The sequence below is a fragment of the Pelomonas nitida genome, assembly GCF_043555975.1.
Taxonomy (GTDB): domain Bacteria; phylum Pseudomonadota; class Gammaproteobacteria; order Burkholderiales; family Burkholderiaceae_C; genus Pelomonas; species Pelomonas nitida.
Map to the genome: position 1 here is coordinate 79671 of NZ_JBIGIA010000005.1, position 23793 is coordinate 103463.

General features: G+C 69.1%; 16 protein-coding genes and 1 tRNA gene. 8 read left to right on the forward strand and 9 right to left on the reverse strand.

Annotation, left to right across the window (positions count from 1 at the left end; all coding sequences use genetic code 11):
- Positions 1-82 precede the first annotated feature (82 nt).
- Positions 83-2707, reverse strand: coding sequence for an alanine--tRNA ligase (gene alaS / locus ACG00X_RS07825; RefSeq protein ID WP_394487515.1), 2625 nt, complete (start codon positions 2705-2707; stop codon positions 83-85).
- 115 nt (positions 2708-2822) lie between these two features.
- Between alaS and ACG00X_RS07830 the strand changes: the two genes are divergently transcribed.
- On the forward strand, positions 2823-4307 hold the full coding sequence (locus tag ACG00X_RS07830; RefSeq protein ID WP_394487516.1) for an NAD-dependent succinate-semialdehyde dehydrogenase: 1485 nt from the start codon (positions 2823-2825) through the stop codon (positions 4305-4307).
- 129 nt (positions 4308-4436) lie between these two features.
- Here the strand turns inward: ACG00X_RS07830 and ACG00X_RS07835 are convergent, their stop codons facing one another.
- Positions 4437-6965 carry a TonB-dependent receptor gene (locus ACG00X_RS07835; protein WP_394487517.1) on the reverse strand — a complete coding sequence of 843 codons (2529 nt, stop codon included), beginning with the start codon at positions 6963-6965 and terminating at the stop codon, positions 4437-4439.
- A 414-nt stretch (positions 6966-7379) separates the two neighbouring features.
- Here ACG00X_RS07835 and ACG00X_RS07840 point away from each other — a divergent pair, with 414 nt between their 5' ends.
- A complete protein-coding gene (locus tag ACG00X_RS07840; RefSeq protein ID WP_394487518.1) occupies positions 7380-9059 on the forward strand; it encodes a bifunctional metallophosphatase/5'-nucleotidase in 1680 nt (559 codons plus the stop codon).
- Between the two features lie 122 nt (positions 9060-9181).
- On the opposite strand, the gene ACG00X_RS07845 is transcribed toward ACG00X_RS07840, so the two are convergent.
- Positions 9182-9255, reverse strand: a tRNA-Gly gene (locus ACG00X_RS07845).
- A gap of 21 nt (positions 9256-9276) precedes the next feature.
- Complete coding sequence (locus ACG00X_RS07850; RefSeq protein ID WP_394487519.1) at positions 9277-10575, reverse strand: lactonase family protein; 1299 nt, start codon at positions 10573-10575, stop codon at positions 9277-9279.
- Positions 10576-10849: 274 nt separating this feature from the next.
- Here ACG00X_RS07850 and ACG00X_RS07855 point away from each other — a divergent pair, with 274 nt between their 5' ends.
- The 6 genes from ACG00X_RS07855 to rpoH all read left to right on the forward strand — a co-directional run bounded on the left by ACG00X_RS07855 (position 10850) and on the right by rpoH (position 19561).
- A complete protein-coding gene (locus tag ACG00X_RS07855; RefSeq protein ID WP_394487520.1) occupies positions 10850-11254 on the forward strand; it encodes a PA2779 family protein in 405 nt (134 codons plus the stop codon).
- Positions 11251-12201, forward strand: coding sequence for a PA2778 family cysteine peptidase (locus tag ACG00X_RS07860; protein WP_394487521.1), 951 nt, complete (start codon positions 11251-11253; stop codon positions 12199-12201). Before ACG00X_RS07855 ends, ACG00X_RS07860 begins: the two co-directional genes overlap by 4 nt.
- 26 nt (positions 12202-12227) lie before the next feature.
- On the forward strand, positions 12228-14798 hold the full coding sequence (locus tag ACG00X_RS07865; protein ID WP_394487523.1) for an ABC transporter permease: 2571 nt from the start codon (positions 12228-12230) through the stop codon (positions 14796-14798).
- Positions 14795-17956 carry an ATP-binding protein gene (locus ACG00X_RS07870; protein ID WP_394487524.1) on the forward strand — a complete coding sequence of 1054 codons (3162 nt, stop codon included), beginning with the start codon at positions 14795-14797 and terminating at the stop codon, positions 17954-17956. The genes ACG00X_RS07865 and ACG00X_RS07870 overlap by 4 nt, the downstream gene beginning before the upstream one ends.
- 29 nt (positions 17957-17985) lie before the next feature.
- A complete protein-coding gene (locus ACG00X_RS07875) occupies positions 17986-18486 on the forward strand; it encodes a chemotaxis protein CheW (RefSeq protein WP_394487776.1) in 501 nt (166 codons plus the stop codon).
- A gap of 157 nt (positions 18487-18643) precedes the next feature.
- Positions 18644-19561 carry an RNA polymerase sigma factor RpoH gene (gene rpoH / locus ACG00X_RS07880; protein ID WP_394487525.1) on the forward strand — a complete coding sequence of 306 codons (918 nt, stop codon included), beginning with the start codon at positions 18644-18646 and terminating at the stop codon, positions 19559-19561.
- A gap of 77 nt (positions 19562-19638) precedes the next feature.
- On the opposite strand, the gene ACG00X_RS07885 is transcribed toward rpoH, so the two are convergent.
- The 5 genes from ACG00X_RS07885 to ACG00X_RS07905 all read right to left on the reverse strand — a co-directional run bounded on the left by ACG00X_RS07885 (position 19639) and on the right by ACG00X_RS07905 (position 23785).
- Positions 19639-20235 (reverse strand): SCO family protein, encoded by a 597-nt coding sequence (locus ACG00X_RS07885; RefSeq protein WP_394487526.1) that lies wholly within the window; start codon positions 20233-20235, stop codon positions 19639-19641.
- Entirely contained in the window at positions 20232-21143 is a 912-nt protein-coding gene (gene cyoE, locus ACG00X_RS07890) for a heme o synthase (RefSeq protein WP_394487527.1), read from the reverse strand. The genes ACG00X_RS07885 and cyoE overlap by 4 nt, the downstream gene beginning before the upstream one ends.
- Positions 21144-21334: 191 nt before the next feature.
- Positions 21335-22411: a COX15/CtaA family protein gene (locus ACG00X_RS07895; protein ID WP_394487528.1), complete on the reverse strand. Its 1077-nt coding sequence runs from the start codon at positions 22409-22411 to the stop codon at positions 21335-21337.
- Complete coding sequence (locus ACG00X_RS07900; RefSeq protein WP_394487529.1) at positions 22408-23127, reverse strand: SCO family protein; 720 nt, start codon at positions 23125-23127, stop codon at positions 22408-22410. Before ACG00X_RS07900 ends, ACG00X_RS07895 begins: the two co-directional genes overlap by 4 nt.
- On the reverse strand, positions 23075-23785 hold the full coding sequence (locus ACG00X_RS07905; protein WP_394487530.1) for an SURF1 family protein: 711 nt from the start codon (positions 23783-23785) through the stop codon (positions 23075-23077). Before ACG00X_RS07905 ends, ACG00X_RS07900 begins: the two co-directional genes overlap by 53 nt.
- Positions 23786-23793: the final 8 nt, after the last annotated feature.

The window sequence follows — 23793 nt, forward strand, 5'->3', positions numbered from 1 at the left end:
GTCGCCTGCCCCATGAGAAAGGCCCGCAGTGTGCGGGCCTTTTTTAGTTTGGCGGGCCGGTTTCAGGCCATGAAGCGTGGCATCAAACGCGCTCGGCCACCCAGCCAGCCACGCTGTTCAGCGCAGCCGCCACACCGGCCGGCTGCGTGCCGCCGGCCATTGCCAGGTCGGGCTTGCCGCCGCCCTTGCCGCCCACCTGCTGGGCGACGAAGTTCACCAGCTCGCCGGCCTTGACCTTGCCCACGCTGTCGGCCGTCACGCCGGCCGCCAGCTGGACCTTGTCGCCGTCCACGGCCGCCAGCACGATGGCTGCCGTCTTGAGCTTGTCCTTGAGCTTGTCCATGGTCTCGCGCAGCGTCTTGGCGTCCGCGCCTTCGAGTTTGGCGGCCAGCACCTTCAGGCCCTTCACATCGATGGCTTGCGCCAGCAGTTCGTCGCCCTGGGCCGACGCCAGCTTGCTCTTGGCGGCGGTCAGTTCCTTTTCCAGCTGGCGCACCTGCTCCAGCACGGCGTGCAGACGGGCGCCGAGGTCGTGCGGCGTCGTCTTCAGCGTCATCGCGGCACCCAGCACCGTCGTCTCCAACGACTGCAGATAGCTCAGCGCGTTGTCGCCGGTCACCGCCTCGACGCGGCGGATGCCGGCCGCAACGCCGCTCTCGGCCACGATCTTGAACAGGCCGATGTCGCCCGTCGCCTTCACGTGCGTGCCGCCGCAGAGTTCCTTGGAGCTACCGATGCTCAGCACGCGCACGGTCTCGCCGTACTTCTCGCCGAACAGCATCATCGCGCCCGACTTCTGCGCGTCGTCCAGCGCCATCACCTGCGCGTTGGCACCGGCATTGGCCAGGATCTCGGCGTTGACGAGCGCCTCGACCTCGCGGATCTCCTCGGCCGTCATCGGCGCGTTGTGCGCGAAGTCGAAGCGCGTGCGCTCGGCATTCACCAGCGAGCCCTTCTGCTGCACATGTGCGCCCAGCACCTCGCGCAGGGCCTTGTGCATCAGGTGGGTGGCGCTGTGGTTGCGCACGGTCTTGGCGCGGCGCTCGGCATCGACCTTGGCGGTGAATACATCACCCACCTTGACCGTGCCTTCGACGATCTGGCCATGGTGGCCGAACACATCGGCCTGGATCTTGATCGTGTCGGACACGACGACCCGCGTCGTGCCGTTGCGCAGCTCACCGGCATCGCCGACCTGGCCGCCGCTCTCGGCGTAGAACGGCGTCTGGTCCAGCACGACGACGGCGTCGTCACCGGCCTGGACCGCGTCGACCGGCACGCCATCGACATAGACCGCAGTGACCTTGGCCGACTCGCTGACGAGGTGCTCGTAGCCGTGGAAGGTGGTGGCCGCGCCGCTGTAGGCCAGGCCTTGCGCCATCTTGAACTTGCCGGCCGCGCGGGCGCGGTTCTTCTGCTCTTCCAGCAGTTCGTGGAAGCGGGCTTCGTCCACCGTCACGTCACGCTCGCGGCAGACGTCGGCGGTCAGGTCGACCGGGAAGCCGTAGGTGTCGTGCAGCTTGAAGGCCGTGTCGCCGTCGACGTTGCCGCCCTTGGCGAGGGCCGCTTCAAGGATTTCCATGCCGGTGGCGATGGTCTGGAAGAAGCGTTCTTCCTCCTGCTTCAGCACGTCGGTCACGCGCTTCTCGGCCTGGCGCAGCTCGGGGTAGGCATCGCCCATTTCGGCCGCCAGTGCGGCCACGAGCTTGTGGAAGAACGGCGTGCGCGCACCCAGCTTGTAGCCGTGGCGGATGGCGCGGCGGGCAATGCGGCGCAGCACATAGCCGCGGCCGGCGTTGCCGGGGATAACGCCGTCGACGACGGTGAACGAGCAGGCGCGGATGTGGTCGGCGATGACCTTCAGCGACGGGCTCGTCGCATCGCAGTCGCCACCGCCAGCCGCGTCCACGGCCGACTTGGCCGCCGCCAGTAGGTTCACGAAGGTGTCGATCTCGTAGTTGGAATGCACGTGCTGCAGCACGGCCGCCAGGCGCTCCAGGCCCATGCCGGTGTCCACCGACGGCTTGGGCAGCGGGTGCATCACACCGTCTTCAGTGCGGTTGAACTGCATGAAGACGTTGTTCCAGATCTCGATGTAGCGGTCGCCGTCCTGCTCGGCCGAGCCCGGAGGGCCGCCGGCGACGTCCGGGCCGTGGTCGTAGAAGATCTCGGTGCAGGGGCCGCAGGGGCCCGTGTCGCCCATCATCCAGAAGTTGTCGGACATGTAGCGCGCGCCCTTGTTGTCGCCGATGCGCACGATGCGCTCGGCAGGCACGCCCACCACCTTGTTCCAGATCTCGTAGGCCTCGTCGTCTTCCTGGTAGACGGTGACCCACAGCTTCTCGGTCGGCAGCTTGAAGTGGACGGTCAGCAGTTCCCAGGCGTAACTGATCGCATCCTTCTTGAAATAGTCGCCGAAGCTGAAATTGCCCAGCATTTCGAAGAAGGTGTGGTGGCGGGCCGTGTAGCCGACGTTGTCCAGGTCGTTGTGCTTGCCGCCGGCGCGGATGCACTTCTGGCTGGTCGTGGCCCGCGTGTAGGCGCGCTTGTCGAAGCCCAGGAACACGTCCTTGAACTGGTTCATGCCCGCGTTCGTGAACAGCAGGGTCGGGTCGTCACCGGGCACCACCGGGCTGGAGGCGACGATCTGGTGGCCCTTCGACTCGAAGAACTTCAGAAAGGTCTGGCGGATCTCGGCGGCTTTCATTGCGGCGCTTCCTGCGAAATTGACGAAAAGGTCGGTGACAAAGAAGGCGGATTGTAGGGAGGGGGCTTTGCGTCCCGCAGTTAGAGTGCCCTTCAATTCGTTTGGAGAAGCTTTGATGGATGCGAATTCCCCCCTGGACGCGCTGGAGAACCCCGGCCTGCTGCGCACCCAGGCCCTCATCAACGGCGAATGGGTGGGCAGCGCCGCCACCTTCGCCGTGAACGACCCGGCCACCGGCCGGGAGCTCGCCCAGGTGCCCAACCTGGGCCGGCCCGAAGTGGATGCCGCCATCGCCGCCGCCAGCAATGCGCTGAACGCCTGGCGCACCAAGCCCGCCAAGGAGCGCGCCGCCGTGCTGATGCGCTGGCAGCAACTGCTCATCAAGCACGCGGACGACCTCGCCCGCCTGATGACGGCCGAGCAAGGCAAGCCGCTGGCCGAAGCGCGCGGCGAGGTGATCTATGGCGCCAGCTTCCTGGACTGGTTCGCCGAGGAGGCCCGGCGCGTCTACGGCGAGACCGTGCCGACCACGGACCCGACCAAGCGCTACCTCGTCATCAAGCAGGCGGTGGGTGTCTGCGCGGCCATCACGCCGTGGAACTTTCCGCTGGCGATGATCACGCGCAAGGTCGCCCCGGCCCTGGCCGCCGGCTGCACCGTCATCATCAAGCCCGCCGAGGCCACGCCGCTGACGGCGCTGGCGGCGGCCGAACTGGCGCAGCGAGCCGGCATGCCTGCTGGCGTGCTGAATGTGCTGACCGCCGACGCCGAGCAGTCGGTCGACATCGGCAAGGCGCTGTGCGAGAGCGACGTCGTGCGCCACCTGTCGTTCACCGGGTCCACCGAGGTCGGCCGCATCCTGATGGCCCAGTGCGCGCCGACGATCAAGAAGCTCAGCCTGGAGCTGGGTGGCAACGCGCCCTTCATCGTCTTCGACGACGCCGACCTCGACTCCGCCGTCGAAGGCGCCATCGCCAGCAAGTACCGCAACGCCGGCCAGACCTGCGTCTGCGTCAACCGCATCTACGTGCAGGCCAGCGTTTATGACGCCTTCCTGGAAAAGTTCGCAGCCAAGGTGTCGACGCTGAAGACCGGCAACGGCTTCGAGCCCGGCGTGCACGTCGGCCCCTTGATCGACGAAGCGGCGCTGCAGAAGGTCGAGACCCACGTGGCCGACGCGATCGCGCTGGGCGCCAAGGTGCTGGTCGGCGGCAAGCGCGTGGAGACGCCAGCCGGCAATTTCTTCGAACCCACGCTGCTGGCCGACGCGACCCCGCAGATGCTGTGCTCACGCGAGGAAACCTTCGGCCCCGTCGCGCCAGTGTTCAAGTTCCAGACCGAGGACGATGCGATCCGCCTGGCCAACTCGACCGAGTTCGGCCTGGCCAGCTATTTCTACAGCCGCGACATCGGCCGCATCTTCCGCGTCGGCGAGGCGCTGGAGTACGGCATGGTGGGCATCAACACCGGGCTGATCTCCACGGCAGAAGTGCCGTTCGGCGGCATGAAGCAATCGGGCCTGGGCCGTGAAGGGGCACGGCAGGGCATCGAGGACTATGTCGAGGTGAAGTACCTCTGCCTGGGCGACCTGCACCGTTGACGGCCGGCGCGGCGCTGCGCACACCGCGCGCGCCGTGAAAAGAAAAACCGCGTGGCAGCTTGTGGCTGCGCACGCGGTTTGCGAAACACCTCGCCGGGCCTTGTGCACCCAGCGCTGGTGTCGTGACCGTTACTCGAAGTCGACGCTGAAGGTCAGGGACGTGAAGCGCGGGGCCAGCAGGTAGTAGTACGCAGTGCTGGTCGACGTGTACGGCGCGCCCGAGCCGACCAGCGCCGGCACAGCGGCCGTGTTCGTGTACACCGAAGCCACACCGGCGCGAGCCTGCTTGTTGCCAAGGTTGGCGACGTTCAAGCGCAGTTGTGGGTTCTTGAGCATGCCCCAGTCACCAAACTTATAGCCGGCGTCCAGATCCAGGCTGGTGAAGCCCTGAGTCTTCTCCTGATTCATCAGGTCGGCGTATTGCGCGCCGGTGAACTTGCCCTTCAAGCGAGCATAGATTGGCCCCTGCTCGTATTGCACCGACAGCGCCGCCATCTTCTCGGGCGTCTTGGCGAACTGCTTGCCAGCCGTCGGCAGCAAGCCGGAGGGGGTGGTGGCGGTAGCGGCGGTGACCCGCAGGTTGTCCTTCATCTCGCTGCTCTGCAGCGTCAGCGAACCATAGGCAGAGAATCCACCGAAAACGCCGCTACCGAGTTCCAACTCCAGGCCTCGGTTCTTCACGCCACCGGCATTCAGGTAGGTGCTCAGCTTCGTTTCCTCGTCCGTCACCTGGACCTGGCGATCCTTGAAATCGGAGCTGAACAGCGTAGCCGTGAGCGAGACATCACGCGTCTGGAAGCGGTAGCCAGCGTCGACCATGACCGTCGTTTCCGACTGGATCTCCTGAACCGGACGCACGGCACCGCCATTGAAGGAGGCCACGTAAACGCCGCTGGAGCTGACCATGTAGGCGTAGTTCGGCGGCGCACGGAAGTTCTTCGACACATTGGCGAAGACATGCTGCTGGCTATCGATGTTGAAACGACCACCCAGCTGCGGCAGCGCCTCGTGGAACGTGCGCTTGATGTTGAAGTCTTGGTTATAAACGCGCGGACCGGAGACGTAGCTGCCAGGAGTTCCGGTGTATGTCGGGAAACCGGTCTCGTTGGCGTAGTTGGTGACGTCGCGGACCGTGGTGTTCAACCGCAGGCCCAGGTTGACAAACGCACGGTCATTCAACAGGCTGATCTGGTCACCCAGGTAGGCCTGATAGACCGTGCTGATCGTTTTGGTGTTGCGGCCTTCGTAGCAGCTGCCGTCGGAGCGCTTGACGCAACCTTCTTGCAACCAGCGATCCGCCGGCGTGCCGTCCGTGTTGATCCGGACGGCAGGCTGGGTTTGACGGTGCTCGGCACGCTCAAACCACAGGCCAGCCTTCAAGAAGTGGTTGCCCAGCGTGGTGCTGACTTCGGCCGTGATGCCAGGGCGGTTGGTTTTGGTCACACTGGCACGGGCGACGAGCACCGTATCCAATTTGTCGCCATCGCCGTTGATGTCCACTGCGCCACCGATCAGGCTCTTGGAGGTGCTGCTGGAGGACTCCCAAATCGGACGGGTACCGGTTTCGTCAAGCAGATAAGTGCCCCAGCCGCCGTTGCCGAAACCGTACCAGTAGTACGGCTGCACTTTCAGATAGGTGTCCTGAGCCAGCTTGAACGAGCCCGACACCGACGCGATGACGTTCTTGAACGGATTGAGGTTGAGGCCGTAATAGATCGGCGACTGCGAGACATCCACCTGCGCTCCATTGCCCGGCACCTTCAGGGCGTTGAACGTCGGCGATGTGAAGTCGTAGAAATAGCCCTGCGTCGGGTTGTTGTACTGAGCCAGACTGACGTTGGTCACGTTCTGGTTCATCATCCGGTTGTAAAGGATGGAGCCCAGGATCTTGTTGTCTTCGTTCAGATCCAGCGAGAAGCCGGCATCGATATGGTCTTTCTTCGCCGAGCCAGAGCCCTTCCACTTGTCAGCTTCGGCATGCGAGTAGCTCAGGAAGACCTTGGCCTTTTCGTTCAAAAACCGACCGGAATCAACACGCACAAAAGTACGCTTCAGGTTCAAGCCACCCATGGTGTGTGCGGCACGCACGCGGAACTTGTCGACAGGGTCGCAAGTGACCATGCTGACTGAACCGCCCGAAGCACCACTGTTCGGCGACTCCAGCTCAACGGAACCCTGCGCCACAGAAGCGGTACAGACGTTCTCCTTGTCGATCATTTCCTGGGCGTAGAAGGAGTAGCCGCCCGAGTCGTTGACCGGCACGCCGTTGACCGTGAAGCCGATCTGGTCATTGCCGAAGCCGCGGATGGTCACGTCACCACCGAACATGCCGGTCGCGTCGTAGTTGTAGGTATTGACACCGGGCAACTGCGCGATGGACTGCAGCACGTTGCCGGTGCCCAGTTCCTTTTCCATCGCAGCCTTGGTCAGGGTGCTGCGGCCCTTGACGGAGTCGTCATTGATCATCAGACCGGTGCCCAGCTTGGCGCCAGTCCCGATGACGGTGATCGTGCCCAGACGGACCGTGTCCTCTTTCGCACGGGGAGCGGCCTCTTCCTTGGCTTGATCGGCAGACGCCTGCTGGGCGTACACCGTGCCGGTGGCCAAAACCGAGACTGCCAGGGCGGTGGCGGTCTTGCAGAACAATCTGCTCTTCATTCCTAGACTCCTTGTGGGCGCGACGAGCGCGCGGGCTTCAATAAATTCTTTGGCGCGCCACCGGCCCGAGGACGGCGGCTGCGAGGCCGTCTCGCGACCGTCCCGGAATTGTCATGACTTTCTATGACAGAACTTTACGGGTAAGTCAGAAGTCCAAATTTTTCGGGCGCGTCGACGACAAAACACACCAAATCAGTGCAGTTCGGAGGGCCGTGCACAACACAGGAACTGGGGCGCCAAGCGATTTTTTCCCGCGGAAACGCCGTTGTTGCTGATCCCTGCTGCACCAATTCGGGCCGAGCGATCGCTGCCGCCACGCGTACGTAAAGCTCCAGAGCCTGTCGCAAAACCGCGACAAACCAGCGTCACACACAGGCTCCTAAGATCTACGGACCCGTCAAATTTGCGCCCACCATGCACCTTCGCCTTCACCTCACTGCGCCCGCCGCGCTCGCGGCCCTGGCCGCGGCCCTGCTCGCCGGCTGCGCCACGCAACCTGCCACCACCGAACTGACGCTGCTGTCGATCAACGACTTCCACGGCAACATCCAGGCCTCGCGCCCGACGCCCCTGATGGCGCGCCTGCCCGACCCGACCACCGGCGAAGTGAAACCCCAGCCGGCCGGCGGCGTGGCCCATCTGGCCACCGCGATGGCCGAACTCAAGGCCAAGCACCCCGACGCGGTGATCGTGGCGGGCGGCGACCTGATCGGCGCCTCGCCGCAAATCTCCAACCTGCTGCGCGACGAACCGACGCTGGCCGCCATGTCGCAGCTCGGCATCTCGGGCAGCGCGCTGGGCAACCACGAACTGGATGCCGGCCTGCCCGAGCTGCTGCGCAAGACACGTGGCGAATGCCAGCCCGTCGACTGCGCCTGGCCCGGCTTCAAGGGCCCAGGCTTCCCCTACCTCGGCGCCAACGTGCTGGACGCCAAGACCGGCCAGCCGCTGCTGCCCACGCACATCTTCCAGCAGAGCGGCAAGCTCAAGGTCGCCATCGCCGGCGTGGCCACACGGGACACGCCACAGGTCATCATCGCCAAGGCGATCCAGGGCATCCGCTTCGCCGACGAGGCCGACACGCTGAACGCGCTGGTGCCGACGCTGAAGGCGGCCGGCGCCCAGGTGCTGGTGGCCGTCATGCACGAGGGCGGCGTGCAGGGGCCGGGCGCGAGCGCAAACGACCCCACCTATGCCTGCCCGACGCTGACCGGCCGTGTGCAGGACATCGCCAAGCGACTGGACCCGGCCTACGCCATCATCATCGGCGGCCACACGCACCAGGCCTACACGTGCAAGATCAACGGCCGTCTCGTCGTGCAGGCCGGCAGTTATGGCGGCTGGATCACCCAAAGCCGGCTCACGCTCGACGCCGCCGGCCATGTGCTCGACGCCCAGGCCGTCAACCACCCGGTGCTGCAGTCGATCTATGCCCCCAATGCCGCGCTAGCCGACCTGGTCGCTCGCGCCGCCGCCCTCACCGAGGCGGCGCGCACCAAGCCGGTCGCGACGCTGCCACGCGGCGCGGGCCGCGGCTCGCGCGACCCCAACGGCGACTCGTCGCTGGGCAACCTCATCGCCGACAGCCAACTGGCCTTCGCGCGCAAACAGGGCCCGGCCGACGTGGCCTTCATGAACCCGGGTGGCATTCGCGCCGACCTGGTGGTCGAGCCCGGCAAACCGACGACCATGAGCGACCTGCTGGCCATCCAGCCCTTCGGTAACGAGATCGTCGTGCTGACAATGACCGGTCAGCAGCTGTGGGACGTGCTGCAGCGCCAGCTGCCGAAGAACGGCGGATCACCGCGCTTCCTGCAGCCGTCGTGGACGCTGCATGTCACGTGGCGCCAGGGTGCCGACGGCGCAGCCCAGCTCGGCGACGTCCTCGTCGACGGCAAGCCGCTGGACCGCACGCGCGACTACCGCGTCGTCGTCAACAACTTCCTGTCGGAAGGCGGCGATGACCAGGCCGGTTTCCGCCACGGCCGTGACCGCGCCGTCATGGGCACGGACATCGACGCGTTGGTCGAGCTGCTGCAGGCCGACCCCAAGGCCCTGGACCGCGCCACGCCAGGCCGCATCGTCCGCGAGTGATGCTCGCTGGGCCCGTGCGCGCGATGCGCGGCGGGCCCGTTGCCGGGCCTGTCATGTGAAAAGACGTTGGACCGGAGCGCCTCGTCCCGAGGCTTCGGTTCACTCACGCCACTGAGGCGGCGTGGAGCGGGATGCGGGAATCGAACCCGCCGCGCTGGCTTGGGAAGCCAGGGTATTACCACTATACGAATCCCGCGCTGGCAACATCTTAGCCTGATCAGCGCACCGCGATCGCGGCGGGCCCGTTGCCGCCGCTCGCCACGGCGCCCAGAGCGGTCAGCGCACAGGCCGCGCCGATGCTGAATTGCGAGATCGTCGCGTCGCCCGCGTTGCTGACGTACAGGTGCGCGCCGTCGGGGCTGGCGGCCAGGCCGGTGGGCGTCGTGCCCGCGGCCACGGTGGCGGTGGACAGCGGCGTCAGCAGCCCGCCGCTGACGATGAATTGCGACACCGTGCCCTCCGCGCTGTTGGCCACATAGGCGCATTTGCCGGCCGGCGTCATCGCAATACCCAGCGGTGTGCTGCCGGTGGCCACGCTCGCGGGCGACTTGGCCGTCAGCTGGCCGGTGCTGCCGATCGTGTACTGCAACACCCGGGCACTGCCCTTCGCCACGACGTAGAGCGAGCCGCTGTCGGGGCTGGCCACCAGGGCGACCGGCTGGGCGCCACTCGTGCCGGTGCTGACGCTGGCGGTGCTCAGCGCGGCCAGGCTGCCACCAGAGCCGACGCTGTACTGCGTGACGCTGTTGTCGCCCAGATTCGCGGCGTAGGCAAAACTGCCGTTGGCCGTCAGCGCCACCGCCTGCGGCGTGCTGCCCGTGGCCACCTTCGCCGTGGACAACGCACTGAGCGCGCCGGTGCTGCTGTTCACGCTGAACTGCGAGATCGTCTTGTCGGTGTAGTTGGTGACGTAGACGCGGGCGCTGTCGGGGCTGATCGCCAGGCCCCGGCTGTCGGCAACCGCAGCGACGCTGCCGATCAGGCTCAGCGCGCCGGTGCTCGACACCGCGAAGGCGCTGACTGCAGCGTCATTGGCATGGGACGCATAGGCGAAGCGCCCGTCCGAGCTGAACACCAGGCCGGCGACCGGCGCCACCGTGGCAAGCACGCCCTGGCTGGTCAGCGCGCCGCTGCTGCTCGCGACACTGAACTGACCGATGCGGTAGCCAGCGGCATTGCCGACATAGGCCATGTAGTTGCGGCACACCACACTCACCGATGTGACGTCGCCGGAGGCGCTGCCGCTGCCGTTGCTGACCGCGCAGGTCTGCCCCACCGGCTGCGACTGCACCGTGACCGTGTAGCTGCCGCTGACAGCCGTGCCGAAGCTGAAGTTGCTGGCACCGGCGGCCACCGCCACCGTCTGGCCGCCGCCGCTCAGCACCAGGCCGCTGCTGCTCAGGCCACTCACCGTGCCTCCCAGCATGTAGCTCGAATCACCACCACCGCCGCCGCCGCAGGCGCTCAGCAACAACGGCCACAGGGCCAGGGCGTGAAAGGGAAGACGAGCGTTCATGGGCAGGGCGGGCAAGCGGATGTTGCGGTCAGTCTAGGCAGCGCCTCGGCGGCCCGCCGGGCCAACAGCGCCGCCTTGCATGCGCTGTTCGCCGCTGGGTGATGCACGACACCCTCGCCGCCAGATCGCCGCGGATTTCGGCGGCTGTTACAAGAAGTAGGACCAGCTCACTGTGAGCGCGGCGCCACGCCCTAACACCGCGTTGCAGGCTGCGGCGCAACAGGCACTAGCATTCGCGCGCCTACAACCGACTCCCCAAGCAGGAGCCCCTCCCATGAAAAACCAAGCACGGCGCATCCTCACTTCCGTCCTGATCTCCTCCATCGTCTTCAGCGGCATGGCGCAGGCCGCGCCCACCGCGCTGATCGGCACCGAGCAAGTCGCTGCGACGATGCAGGGCGCTGTGCGCTCCGAAGCCCATGCCCGCCTGCAAGCCACGCTGGACCGCGCGGATCTGGCCGCCATGTTCCAGGCCCGCGGCGTGTCCACCGACGAGCTGCGCGCACGCGTCGACGCCCTGACGGACGCCGAAGCCCAGCAAATGGTGGCGCAGATCGACCAGGCCCCGGCCGGTGCGTCCGACATCGTCGGCATCCTGTTCACGATCTTCATCATCCTGCTGATCACCGACATCCTCGGCCTGACCAAGGTCTTCCCGTTCACGCGCTCGGTGCGTTGATCACCCGCGCCTGCGCGGCCCTGGCCGCGCTGCTGCTGAGCGGCTGCGCGTCCGTGTTCACGCCGCCGCAGACGGCGGCGCTGCAGACCCGCCCGCCACAAGACCTGGCCCCTCGCGTCGAACGCGCCGAGGTGCCGTTCTTCGCCCAGGAGCGAGATCACTGCGGCCCGGCGGCGCTGGCGATGGCGCTGGTTCACGCCGGCATTCCCGCCGACCCCGACCGTCTGGCCGACGCGGTCTTCCTGCCTTCGCGCGCCGGCAGCCTGCAGCTGGAAATGATCGGCGGCGCGCGGCGCCAGGGCGCTGTCGCGACCCGGCTGCCGCGCGAGCTCGAGGCCTTGCTGCGCGAGGTCGCCGCCGGCCACCCGGTGGTGGTGCTGCAGAACCTCGGGCTGGAATGGTTCCCGCGCTGGCACTACGCCGTCGTCATCGGCTACGACGTCGGGCGCCACGAAATCCTCTTGCGCAGCGGCACGACGCCACGAGTCGCCCTGCCACTGCGCACCTTCGAATACACCTGGGCCCGCGGCGGCCACTGGGCCATCGCCGTGCTGCCCCCGGACCGCCTGCCGGCCACGGCGCTGCAGGCCGACGCCCAGGACGCCGCCATCGGCTTCGAGCGCGCCGCGCCGCCCGCGCGCGCGGCCCTCGCCTACCGCACGCTGCTGGCGCGCTGGCCCGACAACCTGCTGGCCGGCATCGGCCTGGGCAACGCGCTGAACGCCGGCGGCGATGCAGCCGGCGCGCGTGCCGCGTTCGAGGCGGTCGCCACCCGCCACGACAGCGCCGTGGCCTGGATCAACCTCGCACGGCTGCGTCTGGATGCCGGTGACCGCGCCGGCGCGCGCAAGGCGGCGCAGCGCGGTCTGCAGCGAGCCAACACGGCCGAGCCGGCTTGGCGCGACGCTGCGGCCGCCGCGCTCGCCGCGGCTGACGACCGGCATTGAAGCCCCGCGCGGCTACAGTCGCGCGCATGTCCGAATCCACCGCTGCCTCGCGCCCGCCCGCCACGCTGTTGATCGCCTGGCGCCAACTGCTGCGCGATTGGCGTGCCGGCGAACTGCGGCTGCTGATGCTGGCCGTTGCCCTGGCGGTTGCGGCGCTGTGCGCCGTGGCCTTCCTGTCGGACCGGCTCGACCAGGGCCTGCGCCGCGACGCCGCGCAGCTGCTGGGCGGTGATGCCGTCGTCGCCAGCGACCAGCCCACGCCGCCGGCCCTCGTCGAGCTGGCCACGAGCCTGAAGCTGACGATGGTGCGCAGCGCGGCCTTCCCGAGCATGGCGCGCGCCGACGAGGCCCAGGGCGGCGACAGCCGGCTCGTCGCCGTGAAGGCGGTCAGCACCGGCTATCCCTTGCGCGGCCGCGTGGCCTTGCGCGACGCCCTGCCCGGCCAGGGCCCGTCGCCCCAACCCGGCGAGATCTGGGCCGACCCGGCGGTGGCCGACGGCCTGGGCCTGAAGCTGGGCGACACCTTGCTGCTGGGCGACAGCCGGCTCAAGCTCGCCGCCCTCATCGACACGGAACCCGACCGTGGTGCCGGCTTCATGAGCTTCGCGCCGCGCGTGATGCTCGGCGAGGCCGACCTCGCCGCCACGCATCTCGTGCAGCCGGCCAGCCGCATCACCTACCGCCTGGCGCTGGTGCCCGGCCCCGGCGCCGCACCGGGCGCGATCAAGGCGTTCGTCAGCGCCGCCGAGAAGCTCATCGAGGCACAGCAGCTGCGCGGCCTGCGCCTGGAATCGCTGGAGTCCGGCCGGCCGGAGATGCGCCAGACGCTGGACCGCGCGGCGCGCTTCCTGCGGCTGGTGGCCATGCTGTCGGCGCTGCTGGCCGCCGTGGCCGTGGCGCTGGCGGCGCGTGACTTCGCGGCCCGCCATCTGGATGCCTGCGCCATGCTGCGCGTGCTGGGCCAGCCGCAGCGGCGCATCGCCTGGGCCTACGGGCTGGAGTTCCTGCTCGCCGGCCTGGCCGCCAGCCTGGTGGGCGTGTTGATCGGGCTGGCGCTGCACCAGGTCTTCGTGCAGTTGCTGGCCGGGCTGGTGAACGTGGCGCTGCCCGCCCCCAGCGTGTGGCCGGCGCTGCTGGGCCTGGGCCTGGGGCTGTCGCTGCTGCTGGGCTTCGGCCTGCCGCCGGTGCTGCAACTGGCTGCCGTGCCGCCGCTGCGCGTCATCCGCCGCGACCTGGGCGCGCCCAAGGCCAGTTCGCTGCTGGTGCTGGGCGCGGGCGTGGCCGGGCTGGCCGCCATCCTCGTCGTGCTGGCGGGAGACCTGGTGCTCGGCAGCATCGCCGCGGCCGGCTTTGCGGGCGCCGTGCTGCTGTTCGCGGCGCTGGCCTTCGCGGCCGTGAAGCTGCTGCGCCGCATCGTGCCGGCCAACATCAGCGGTGCGCGCCTGCCCCGCTGGCTGCTGCTGGCCACGCGCCAGGTCGCCGCGCGGCCGGGTTTCGCCGTCATGCAGGTCTCGTCGCTGGCCGTGGGGCTGCTGGCGCTCGCGCTGCTGGTGCTGCTGCGCACCGACCTCATCGACTCCTGGCGGCGCGCCACGCCGGCCGCCGCACCGGACCGCTTCGTCATCAACATCCAGCCCGACCAGGCCGACGCCTTCCGCCAGACGCTGGCGGAGGCCGGCGTCACCAAGTTCGACTGGTATCCCATGATCCGCGGCCGGCTCACCACGATCAACGGCGAGGCCGTGCAGGCGCGGCACTTCGAGGACCGCGCCCAGCGTCTGGCGGAGCGCGAGTTCAACCTCAGCCACACGGGCGAGCTGCCGGCGCATAACGAGCTCGTCGCCGGCCGTTGGGGCGGCGCGGCGCCCGCGCCCGCAGGCGAGCTGGGCATGAGCGTGGAAGAAGGCCTGGCCAAGACGCTGGGCCTGAAGCTCGGCGACCAGCTCGCGTTCGACATCGCCGGCCAGCCGGTGCAGGGCCGCATCACCAACCTGCGCAAGGTGGACTGGTCGTCGATGCGGGTCAACTTCTTCGTGCTGTTCGAGGCCGCCGCCCTGCCCGACCTGCCCGCCACGCAGATCGCGGCCTTTCGGCTACCGGCCGGCGCGAAGCTGGACCGCGAATTGGCCCGCCGTTTCCCCAACCTCACGGTCATCGACGTGTCGGCCCAGCTCAACCAGGTGCAGGGCGTGCTCGACCAGGTCATCCAGGCCGTGCAGTTCCTGTTCGGCTTCACGCTGGCGACCGGGCTGGTCGTGCTGCTCGCCGCCGTGGGCAGCACGCGCGAGGCACGCACGCGCGAGTTCGGGCTGATGCGCGCTTTGGGTGCGCCGTCGTCGCTGCTGGCGCAGGTGCAGCGTGCCGAGCTGCTGGGCGTGGGCGCGCTGGCCGGTTTCCTGGCCGGCGCCGTGGCACTCGTGATTGCGGCGCTGCTGGCGCGCTTCGTGTTCGAGTTCGAGTGGCAGATCAAGCCCTGGGTGCCGCTCGTGAGCGCGGGCTTCGGCGCGCTGCTGGCCTGGAGCGCCGGCTGGTGGAGCCTGCGCGGCGTGCTGCAACGGCCCGTGGTGCAGACGCTGAGGGAGGCGCAGGCCGAATGAGCGGAGCCGGTGCCCGCGACATCGCCCGTTATCTCGCGCTGTCGACGGGCATCACGGCCGTCTACTACCTGCTGGGCCGGCTCGGCCTGCTGATGATGCTGCCGCCTTACCAGGTGGCGCCCATCTACCCGGCGGCCGGCTGGGGCCTGGCGGTGCTGCTGGTGCTGGGGCTGCGCTACCTGCCGGCCGTGGCGCTGGGGTCGTTCATCGTGCAGGTGACGACCATGAACACGCAGCCACCCCTGCTGCTGCCGCTCGCCCTCAGCATCGGGCTGGGCGCCGCAGCGCAGGCCGCCGCCGGCACCTGGCTGGTACGGCGCTGGTGCGGCCGCCCGCTCGTGCTGGCGCTGCCGCGCGAGGTGGCGGGCTACCTGGCAGCCACGGCGCTGGCCGGCGTCATCAGCCCCAGTGGCGCGACGCTGGCGCTGAATGTCGCGGGCATCATCACGAACAGCCAGGCGGCCCAGGTGTGGACGGTCTGGTGGACCGGCGACCTGATGGGCGTGCTCATCGCCACGCCGATCACGCTGGCCTTCATCGGCCAGCCACGCGCGGCCTGGGCGCCTCGCCGCCTCAACGTGGCCCTGCCGATGCTGCTGACCACGCTGCTCGTCGGCCTGGGCGTGGCTGCAACGCAGGACTGGGATCGCCAGCGCCAGCGGGCCGATTTCGCGCGCGATGCCACGGGCATCGCGCAGGAAGTTGCCAGCCGCCTGCGCGAATCGCTGCTGGCCCTGGAGAGTGCGCATGGGCTGGTGCGCGTCCAGCCACAGCCCTCGCGCGAGGCGTTCGCGCTGGCCACGGAAGGCTTCCTGGACGAGGACAGCCCGCTCATCGCGCTCGGCCTGGCGGTCACGGTGCCACGCACGGGCGTGGCACGCCTGGATGCCGAGGCGGCGGCCGACGGTTTTCCGGCCGGCTACCACGCCCATGACCGCACGCGCGCTGGCGACATACGCCCGCCGCCGGACGAGGACATGGTCGCCATCCGGCTGATCGAACCCTTGTCGCGCAACCTGGCGGCACTGGGGGTGAACCTGCGCAGCGTGCCGGCCTCGCGCGCCGCCACGGAACGCGCGGCCGCAACCGGCCGCCCCGCCGCCACAGCAGGCCTGCAGTTGTCGCAGGACCGTGACGGCACGATCGGCGTCGTCGTCTATCAGCCGATCTCTCGCGAGGGCGCGCCGCAGGCCTTCGTGTTCGCCACGCTGCGGCCCGACTTGCTGCTGTCGAGGCTGGCCGCCCGCTGGCCGGAGCAGCTGGCCGCCTGTCTCGTCGACGTCGGTGCTGGCGCGACGCAGGCCCGCCTCGCCGGCCGGCCGGGCTGCGAGGCCGTGCAACGCGCCGACAGCGCCCCACTGCCGCTCGTGAAGTTGCCGCTGACGTTCGCCGGCCGCAGCTGGGAGGTGCGTGTGTACGACCTGCCAGGCCTGGCGCTCACGCCGGGCCGCAGCTGGGCGTTCGCCCTCGTCGGCCTGCTCGCCACCGCCATGGTCGGCGCCCTGCTGCTGCTGATGTCGGGGCGCACGCAGCACATCGAGGCGATGGTGCAGGAGCGCACCGAAGCCCTCGCACGCGAGATCGCCGCGCGCGTGGCGGACGAACATGCCCTGCGGCAGAGCGAGCAGCGCTTTCGCAGCATCTTCGAGACCGCCCCCATCGGCATCGCCTTCGCCGACCTCAATGGCGCGCTGCAGGAGGTCAACGCGCGTTTCTGCGAACTCGTCGGGCGCCCGGCTTCGGCGCTGATCGGGCGGCGCGGCATCGATGTGACGCACCCGGACGATTGCCAGGAAGACATCCGCCTGGCCCGCCGGCTGCTGAGTGGCGAGCTGCCGCTGTACCGCCGCGTCAAGCGCTATGTGCGGCCCGACGGCAGCATCGTGCATGCGCGCGCGCTCGTCAGCCTGCTGCGTGGGCCCGACGGGCGGCCGCACCGCATGGTGGGCGTCATCGAAGACATCACCGACCTGCGCCGCGCCGAGGAGCTGGACCGCGCGCGCGAAGCGGCCGAGGCGGCCAACCAGGCCAAGAACGAATTTCTCTCGCGCATGAGCCATGAACTGCGCACGCCGATGAACGCCATCCTCGGCTTCACGCAGCTCATGCAGATGGACGCGAGCCAGCCGCTGCCGCCGGCGCAGCGCCACCGCGCCCATCAGATCGCGCAGGCTGGCTGGCACCTGCTGGCGATGATCAACGACACGCTGGACCTGTCGCGCATCGAAACCGGCTCGCTGCCGCTGACGCCGGCCACGCTGGAGCTGCCGCCGCTGGTGGCGCGGGCCGTGGCGCTGGTGCACCCCGGTGTCATCGCGCTCGGGCTGACGGTGCAGCAGCGGCTGGAGGCCGATGCGCGCTGCGTGGTGGGCGACGCCACCCGCATCACGCAGGTGCTGGCCAACCTGCTCGGCAACGCCGTCAAGTACAACCGCCCGGGCGGGCACATCTTCATCGAAGCCAGCCGCCCGGAACCGGGCTGGGTGGAGGTGGCCGTGCAGGACACCGGCCTGGGCTTGACCGAGGCGCAGCGTGCCGACCTCTTCCAGCCGTTCAACCGGCTCGGGCGGGAGGACAGCGGCCTGCCGGGCACCGGCATCGGCCTGGTCATCAGCCAGCGCCTGGCCGAGATGATGGGCGGCAGCCTGCGCGCCGACGCCACGCCGCCTCCTGGCGCCCGCTTCGTACTGCGGCTGCCTGCCGCGCCGGACGAGGCGCCGCCAGCCCTGCCCCCGGCGCTGCCAGAGCCAACAAGCAGCCGCGCCCCCAGCCGGCGCGTGCTCTATGTGGAAGACAACGCGCTGAACGCCGATGTCATGCGCGGCGTGCTCGGGCAGCGGGCCGGCCTGACGCTGGAGGTGGTGTCCACGGCCGCCGCCTGCTTCGACGCCCAACGGGCCCACCCGGCAGACCTGCTGCTGCTGGACTGGCAGTTGCCCGACACCGACGGCCTGACGCTGCTGCGCCGGCTGCAGGAGGCGGGCCTGGCGCCGCCGGCAGTGATCGTCGTGTCGGCCAACGCGCTGCCGGAGCAGATCGAGCAGGCCCGGGCCGCCGGTGCCCATCACTACCTCACCAAACCATTGGACGTGCGGCAGTTGCTGGCGCTGGTCGACGATTTGTTGGCACCGTCCAGCCACACGACAAGTGCAGAATGAGCGCTGAAAACAGCTCCCCTAGCACCCCGATGACCTCCACCGACCTCGTTCCCGCCACCGGCGCCCAGGCCGTACAGACCGTGGCTCGCACCGAAGGCCGCCAGTTCCTGACCTTCCGCATCGCCGAGGAGGAATACGGCCTCGACATCCTGCGTGTGCAGGAAATCCGCTCCTACGAGGCGCCCACGCGCGTCGCCAACGCGCCGGCCTTCGTCAAGGGCGTCGTCAACCTGCGCGGCGTCATCGTGCCCATCCTGGACCTGCGCATCCGCCTCGGCCAGGCCGGCGAGTACAACGCGTTCACCGTGGTCATCGTGCTGAACGTGGCCGGCCGCGTGGTCGGCGTGGTGGTCGATTCGGTGTCCGACGTGCTGGAACTCGGCGCGGACGAGATCAAGCCGCGCCCGGAAGTCCCGGCCGCCATGGACTCCCGCTTCATCACCGGCCTGGGCAAGATCGGCGACCGCATGCTGATCCTGCTGGACATCGAGGCGATGATCAAAAGCCCGGATTTCGGCCTGGTCGACTGAGGCGCCAAGACCCTCAAGTTGGCGCACGCTCACTGTTTCACCCACGGAAACAGTGCGTTCCAAGATATACAGCTCGCGCTTTAGCACTCCGGGAATCCGAGTGCTAATATTCCTTCACCGCTGCATTTCACGCGGCGGCTAGTCAGGAATCAAGACGATGTCTGCCTCTTCCGCCATTGCCGTTCGCAGTCCCTGGGCCATGGTGCCCTCGCTGGGCAATCTGGACGCCTACATCTCCGCCGTCAACCGCCTGCCGTTGCTGACGGCGGAGGAAGAAACCGCCGCTGCACGCAGCCTGCGTGACAAGGGCGATGTCGAAGCCGCCGGCCGGCTGGTGCTCTCGCACCTGCGTCTGGTCGTGTCCATCTCGCGCCAGTACGTCGGCTACGGCCTGCCGCAGGGCGACTTGATCCAGGAAGGCAACGTCGGCCTGATGAAGGCCGTCAAGCGCTTCGACCCGGATCAAGGCGTGCGCCTGGTCAGCTACGCGATGCACTGGATCAAGGCCGAGATCCACGAGTACATCCTGAAGAACTGGCGCATGGTCAAGGTCGCGACGACCAAGGCCCAGCGCAAGCTGTTCTTCAACCTGCGCTCGATGAAGCACCAGCTCAAGGCGGGCCAGGTCGATGGCGAAACCCATCGCAGCACGCTGACGGAAGCCGAACTGGCCCATGTCGCACGCGAACTGAACGTCAAGCGCGAAGAAGTGCTGGAGATGGAAACCCGGCTGTCCGGCGGTGACGTCGCGCTGGAACCGCAGAGCGACGACGACGGCGAGAGCTTCGCGCCCATCGCCTACCTGGCCGACGACACCCAGGAGCCGACGCGCGTGCTCGAAGCCCGTTCGCGCGACGACCTGGCCGGCGACGGCATCCAGCGCGCGCTGGACGTGCTGGACCCGCGCAGCCGCCGCATCGTCGAGGAGCGCTGGCTGAAGGTGAACGACGACGCCTCGGGCGGCATGACGCTGCACGAACTGGCCGCCGAGTACGGCGTGTCGGCCGAGCGCATCCGCCAGATCGAGGTCGCGGCGATGAAGAAGATGAAGAAGGCGCTGACGGAAGCCGCCTGACCTCCGCAGCCGTTCCCAACGACCAAGCCCCGCGATGCGGGGCTTTTTTCATCCAGTGGCGAAGCCGGTAGGGGGGCCTATCTACCGGCCAGCAGCAACTTGATGTCGTGCACCAGCGGCTCCGCGCCGGCGCCGTAACGCACATAGACGCGCACCCGGCCCTGCGGGTCGAACAGGAAGCTCGCCGCCGTGTGGTCCATCGTGTAGGTCTCGGGCGTCTTGCCAGGCACCTTGGCGTAGAAGACCTTGAACTCCTTGGCGGCCGCCTGCGTCTGCTCGACGCTGCCATGCAGGCCGACGAAGCTCGGGTCGAAGCTGGCCAGATAGGCCTTCAGCAGCGCAGGCGTGTCGCGCTCCGGGTCCACCGTGACGAAGACACCCTGCACCTTGTCGCCGTCGGCGCCCAGCGCCTTCTTGACCTCGGCGACTTCCATCATCGTCGTCGGGCAGACGTCGGGGCATTGCGTGTAGCCGAAGAAGACAACCGTCACCTTGCCCTTGAAGTCGGCCAGCGAGCGGGCGCGGCCGTCCTGGTCGGTGAGGTTGAGCTGGCGGGCGTACTCCGCACCGGTCAGGTCGACACCCTTGAAGGCAGGCTTGGACGGATCGGCCTGCTGGCAGCCGGCGAGGGCCAGGGCGGCCAGCGCGGCGATCGTGATACGGCGAGTGGTCATGGGATGTAGTGGTCGATCAACAGGGCCGCGAACAGCAGCGACAGATGCCAGATAGAGAACCAGAAGGTGCGGCGTGCGAGCGTCTCCGAATAGGTCCGCCAGAGCCGGAAGGCATAGCCGCAAAAGCCCAGCCCCAGCGCCAGCGCGCTGGCCAGGTAGAACCAGCCGCTCATGCCGGTCAGGAAGGGCAGCAGCGTGGCCGCGAGCAGCACCCAGGTGTAGAGCAGGATCTGCAGCCGCGTGTAGTCGTTGCCGTGCGTGACCGGCAGCATGGGCAGGCCGGCGCGGGCGTAGTCATCGGCGCGGTAGAGCGCCAGCGCCCAGAAGTGCGGCGGGGTCCACAGGAAGATGATGAGGCACAGCAGCCAGGCCTCGAACCCCAGCTCCCCGCGCATCGCCGCCCAGCCCAGCACCGGCGGCATCGCTCCGGAGGCGCCGCCGATGACGATGTTCTGCGGCGTCATCGGTTTCAGGATGACGGTGTAGATGACCGCATAGCCGACGAAGGTGGCAAACGTCAGCCACATGGTCAGCACGTTGACGTAGACACCCAGCAGCGCCATGCCGATGCCGCACAGCGCCGCCGAGAAGACCAGCGTCTGCGGGCGGCTGAGCTCGCCCTTGGCGGTGGCGCGCCAGGCGGTGCGCTTCATGCGGGCGTCGATGCCGTCCTCGATGAGGCAGTTGAACGCGGCCGCCGCGCCGGCCACCAGCCAGATGCCGGCGACTGCCGCGAGCATGGTCAAGGCCTGCTCCCCCGTCGGCAGGCCCGGCACGGCCAGCGCCATGCCGATGGCGGCGCAGAAGACGATGAGCTGGACGACGCGCGGCTTGGTCAGCTGGTAGAACTGTTGCCAGCGCGGGCTGTGCGCGATGGCGCTGGCGGTCGAAGGAGAGGTGGAAGCCATATCAGTTGTTCATTGCCGGGCCGAGCGCCGGGCCGCCCCAAGCCGGCCCGCCTGGCGATGTGCGTGCCGGTCGAGCCGGCAAGCATCGCCGTCCCCTCGGGGGCCGAGGCCGGACACGGCGAGCCCTGAGGACTCGCCGTGCCTGCCGAGGGGCAGCCGCTCTGCGGAGCAAGACTGGGCGAGGGGTCGATTCATTTCAAGCGCGCGAGCAAGGTAGTGAGCAGGGCCAGCAGCACAGCGGCGCCGGCAGTGTGGCCCAGGGCCGCGACGATGGGCCAGCCGAGCACGACGTTGGACAGGCCGGTGGCCAGTTGCCAGCCCGCCGCGGCCAGCAGCCAGCGCGACCAGGCCGACGACACGCGGCGCAGGCGCCAGGCCAGCGCCAGCACGGCGGAGAACACGACGGCGGCGCCGATGCGATGGGCCATGTGGATGGCGGCCAGCGCCTCGAAGCCCAGGAAGCCGCCATCGGCCCGTTGGCCCAGATGACGCCAGAGCTGGAAGCCCTGGGCGAAGTCCATCGGCGGCCAGAACGCGCCGCCGTGGCAGGTGGGGAATTCGTCGCACGCGAGCACCGCGTAGTTCGTGCTGACCCAGCCTCCCAGTGCAACCTGGGCGACGGCCAGCAGCAGCACGACCACCACCGCCGCGCGCAGGCCGGCGGGCGCGGCCAGCGGCTGAGGCGTGTAGCCCTCCCGCTGCCAGGCCAGCAGCATCAGCAGGCCCAGGCCGAACAGCAGGTGCAGCGTGACGATGGCCGGGAACAGTTTCATCGTGACCGTCAACGCGCCGAAGCCGCCCTGCACGCAGACCCACACCAGCGTCAGCGTCGGCCACCACGGCGACGGCGCGGCCTCGCCGCCCCGGCGCTTGAGTCGCCAGCTCAGCACGGTCATCACGACGATGAGCAGTCCCACGCCGCTGGCGAGATAGCGATGGACCATCTCGATCCAGGCCTTGCCATGCGTGACCGGGCCGCCGGGCATGGCCGTCTGCGCGGCCTGGATGTGCTCGCGCGCGCCGACGGGGCTGGCCGAGGCGTAGCAACCCGGCCAGTCCGGGCAGCCCAGGCCGGAATCGGTCAGCCGCGTGAATGCGCCGAAGACGATGAGGTCGAACGTGAGGAACAGCGTCAACAGCGTCAGCGCGCGCAGCCGGCCGGCGGGCGTGTCGGCGCGCGAGCGCTGGCGCCACCACAGCAGCGGGCCGATGGCCACGGCGCCGCCGATGGCGGCCACCTGGCCGAGAGGGAGCAGCAACTCGTTCATCGGCCGGCCTTGTCCCAGCCGGCGCTGGCGCGCAGCAGCTTGTCGAGGTCGGCCTTGAACTTCTTCGGATCGGGGTCGCCCGGCGCACGCAGCATCCAGCGGCCCATCGGGTCGACGACATAGAAATGATCGGCCAGCGCGTGGCCCGGCGCCGGCTTGAGCCAGGCCTCCAGCTGCGCCCGCGGCACCTGCAGCACCTGCACCTCGATGCCCTGCTGGCTGACGGCGGCCAGCAGCTCGGGGCGCAGCGCGGCGGGCGCAGCGTCCTGCGGGATGAGCCAGAGCTTGTCGACCCGGCCGCGCTCCTTGCCCAGCATCTCGCGCAGCTGGCGCTGCACGTAGAGCTGACGCTCGCAGGCCGCGCCACAGGCGGCGGGCTGCACGGCCACCAGCAGCCACTGGCCCTTCAGCGACTCCGCCTGCACGGCACGGCCCTGTAGGTCGGTCAGCGGCAGGTCCGCCGGGATCTCGACCGTGGGCGTGATGAGTTCGCCATACGCAGTGCCACGCGGCTTGACGACGTAGAACGTGAAGTACGACGCCACCACCGGCGCCGCGCACAGGGCCAGCAGCAGCAGCATCTTCCAGCGCCCGGCACGCTGTTGCGCGCTGCTGCCGAGCGCGCGCGGGTCGGGCAGGCTGTGCACCGCGAAGCTCAGGGGCTCAGGGCTGCTGGGGGCGACGGAGCCGGGGGCGGAGGTGTTGGAACCAGACATAGAGACCGACGATCAGCGCGCTGAGCGCGAACCATTGAAAGGCGTAGCCGTAGTGTTTCTGCAGGCCCAGGTCCGGCGCTGGCCAATGACGCAGCAGCCCGTCATCGGCACCGGCGCCCTCGGTCTGCACGAGGGTCAGCGGCAGCAGCGCCAGGCCCGACTCGGCAGCGAAAGCCGCAGCATCGAGATTCTGCCGGATCGTGCCGCCCGAGCCGGTGCCCAGCTCATATAGCCGTGACGGCGCCGCGGCCAGCCGCCCGCTGATCTCGACGTCTCCGCCCGGCGTGTCGAGCGGCGGCAGCCGGGTGCGGTCGGCCGCGTCGCGCGGTGCCCAGCCTCGCTGCACGAGGATGGCCTCGCTGCGCCCGGCCAGCCGCAGCGGCGTGACGACGTAAAAGCCCGCGCGCCCGTCCATGGGCCGGTTGTCGAGCCACACCGTGCGCTCGGCCACCCAACGGCCTCGCAGCACGGCGCGGCGGTGCAGCGACGTGGCCGTCAGCGCCGCCCCTTCCAGCGCCGGTAAGGCGCCCTGCGCGTCGATGGCCGCCTGCAGCTCGACCTTCTGCGCCGCGCGGTCCAGCTGCCAGACGCCGAGCCGCGCCGTCAGCGCAGCCCCCAGCAGCGCGGCAGCCAGCAGCCCCCAGCGCCGGGCCGTCAACCCGCGCC

Coding starts and splice junctions, on each gene's coding strand:
- alaS (WP_394487515.1), bottom strand. CDS start 2,707: ATGAAAGCCGCCGAGATCCGCCAGACCTTTCTGAAGTTCTTCGAGTCG.
- ACG00X_RS07830 (WP_394487516.1), top strand. CDS start 2,823: ATGGATGCGAATTCCCCCCTGGACGCGCTGGAGAACCCCGGCCTGCTG.
- ACG00X_RS07835 (WP_394487517.1), bottom strand. CDS start 6,965: ATGAAGAGCAGATTGTTCTGCAAGACCGCCACCGCCCTGGCAGTCTCG.
- ACG00X_RS07840 (WP_394487518.1), top strand. CDS start 7,380: ATGCACCTTCGCCTTCACCTCACTGCGCCCGCCGCGCTCGCGGCCCTG.
- ACG00X_RS07850 (WP_394487519.1), bottom strand. CDS start 10,575: ATGAACGCTCGTCTTCCCTTTCACGCCCTGGCCCTGTGGCCGTTGTTG.
- ACG00X_RS07855 (WP_394487520.1), top strand. CDS start 10,850: ATGAAAAACCAAGCACGGCGCATCCTCACTTCCGTCCTGATCTCCTCC.
- ACG00X_RS07865 (WP_394487523.1), top strand. CDS start 12,228: ATGTCCGAATCCACCGCTGCCTCGCGCCCGCCCGCCACGCTGTTGATC.
- ACG00X_RS07870 (WP_394487524.1), top strand. CDS start 14,795: ATGAGCGGAGCCGGTGCCCGCGACATCGCCCGTTATCTCGCGCTGTCG.
- ACG00X_RS07875 (WP_394487776.1), top strand. CDS start 17,986: ATGACCTCCACCGACCTCGTTCCCGCCACCGGCGCCCAGGCCGTACAG.
- rpoH (WP_394487525.1), top strand. CDS start 18,644: ATGTCTGCCTCTTCCGCCATTGCCGTTCGCAGTCCCTGGGCCATGGTG.
- ACG00X_RS07885 (WP_394487526.1), bottom strand. CDS start 20,235: ATGACCACTCGCCGTATCACGATCGCCGCGCTGGCCGCCCTGGCCCTC.
- cyoE (WP_394487527.1), bottom strand. CDS start 21,143: ATGGCTTCCACCTCTCCTTCGACCGCCAGCGCCATCGCGCACAGCCCG.
- ACG00X_RS07895 (WP_394487528.1), bottom strand. CDS start 22,411: ATGAACGAGTTGCTGCTCCCTCTCGGCCAGGTGGCCGCCATCGGCGGC.
- ACG00X_RS07900 (WP_394487529.1), bottom strand. CDS start 23,127: ATGTCTGGTTCCAACACCTCCGCCCCCGGCTCCGTCGCCCCCAGCAGC.